Source organism: Bradyrhizobium sp. CSS354 (genome assembly GCF_029051725.1).
In the GTDB taxonomy this organism is placed as follows: Bacteria; Pseudomonadota; Alphaproteobacteria; order Rhizobiales; family Xanthobacteraceae; genus Bradyrhizobium.
In genome coordinates this window covers 1-418 of sequence record NZ_JAACFU010000104.1, presented here as the reverse complement: position 1 = coordinate 418, position 418 = coordinate 1, and the positions used below count along the sequence as shown (strand labels likewise).

At 64.6% G+C, this 418-nt stretch carries 1 protein-coding gene; it reads right to left on the bottom strand.

Features of this window, described 5'->3' with window-relative positions; genetic code table 11:
• Positions 1-418: hypothetical protein (locus GWG67_RS38845; protein ID WP_275174913.1), on the bottom strand; the 418-nt coding region annotated here is incomplete at both ends.

Here is a 418-nt window from a genome sequence, read left to right as displayed (position 1 = left end):
GCCCAGATCGTGGTACCGACCCGCCTCGAGTCCCGACTGGGCAGAATCGCTCAGCGGCACCAGGATCGGCCCCTTGATCTCGATGCCACCGAAACCCACGTCCGCGATGACACGGTTGACCATCGCCGTCAGGTCGAGGGACATCACCTCGCCCTCGTTCTCGGGCGTGGCCTCCTTGAACAACCAATCGTGCTGCTGGATCATCGCGTCGGCGAAGTCCTGCTCGAAGTTGTCGCTCTTGGTATAGGCGTCGGCGAGCGGGGCGATCAGGCCATCGGGAACCAGGGGTGCCTGCGACGACACCTGGGCGGTGATCTCGTCGGCGATGTACTGCTGCACGGTCGTGTTGTCGGCCAGCGGCGCCACGGTCTCCCGGAATCCGTCACGATCGACAACCCGCTCGTTCACGAAGAACGCG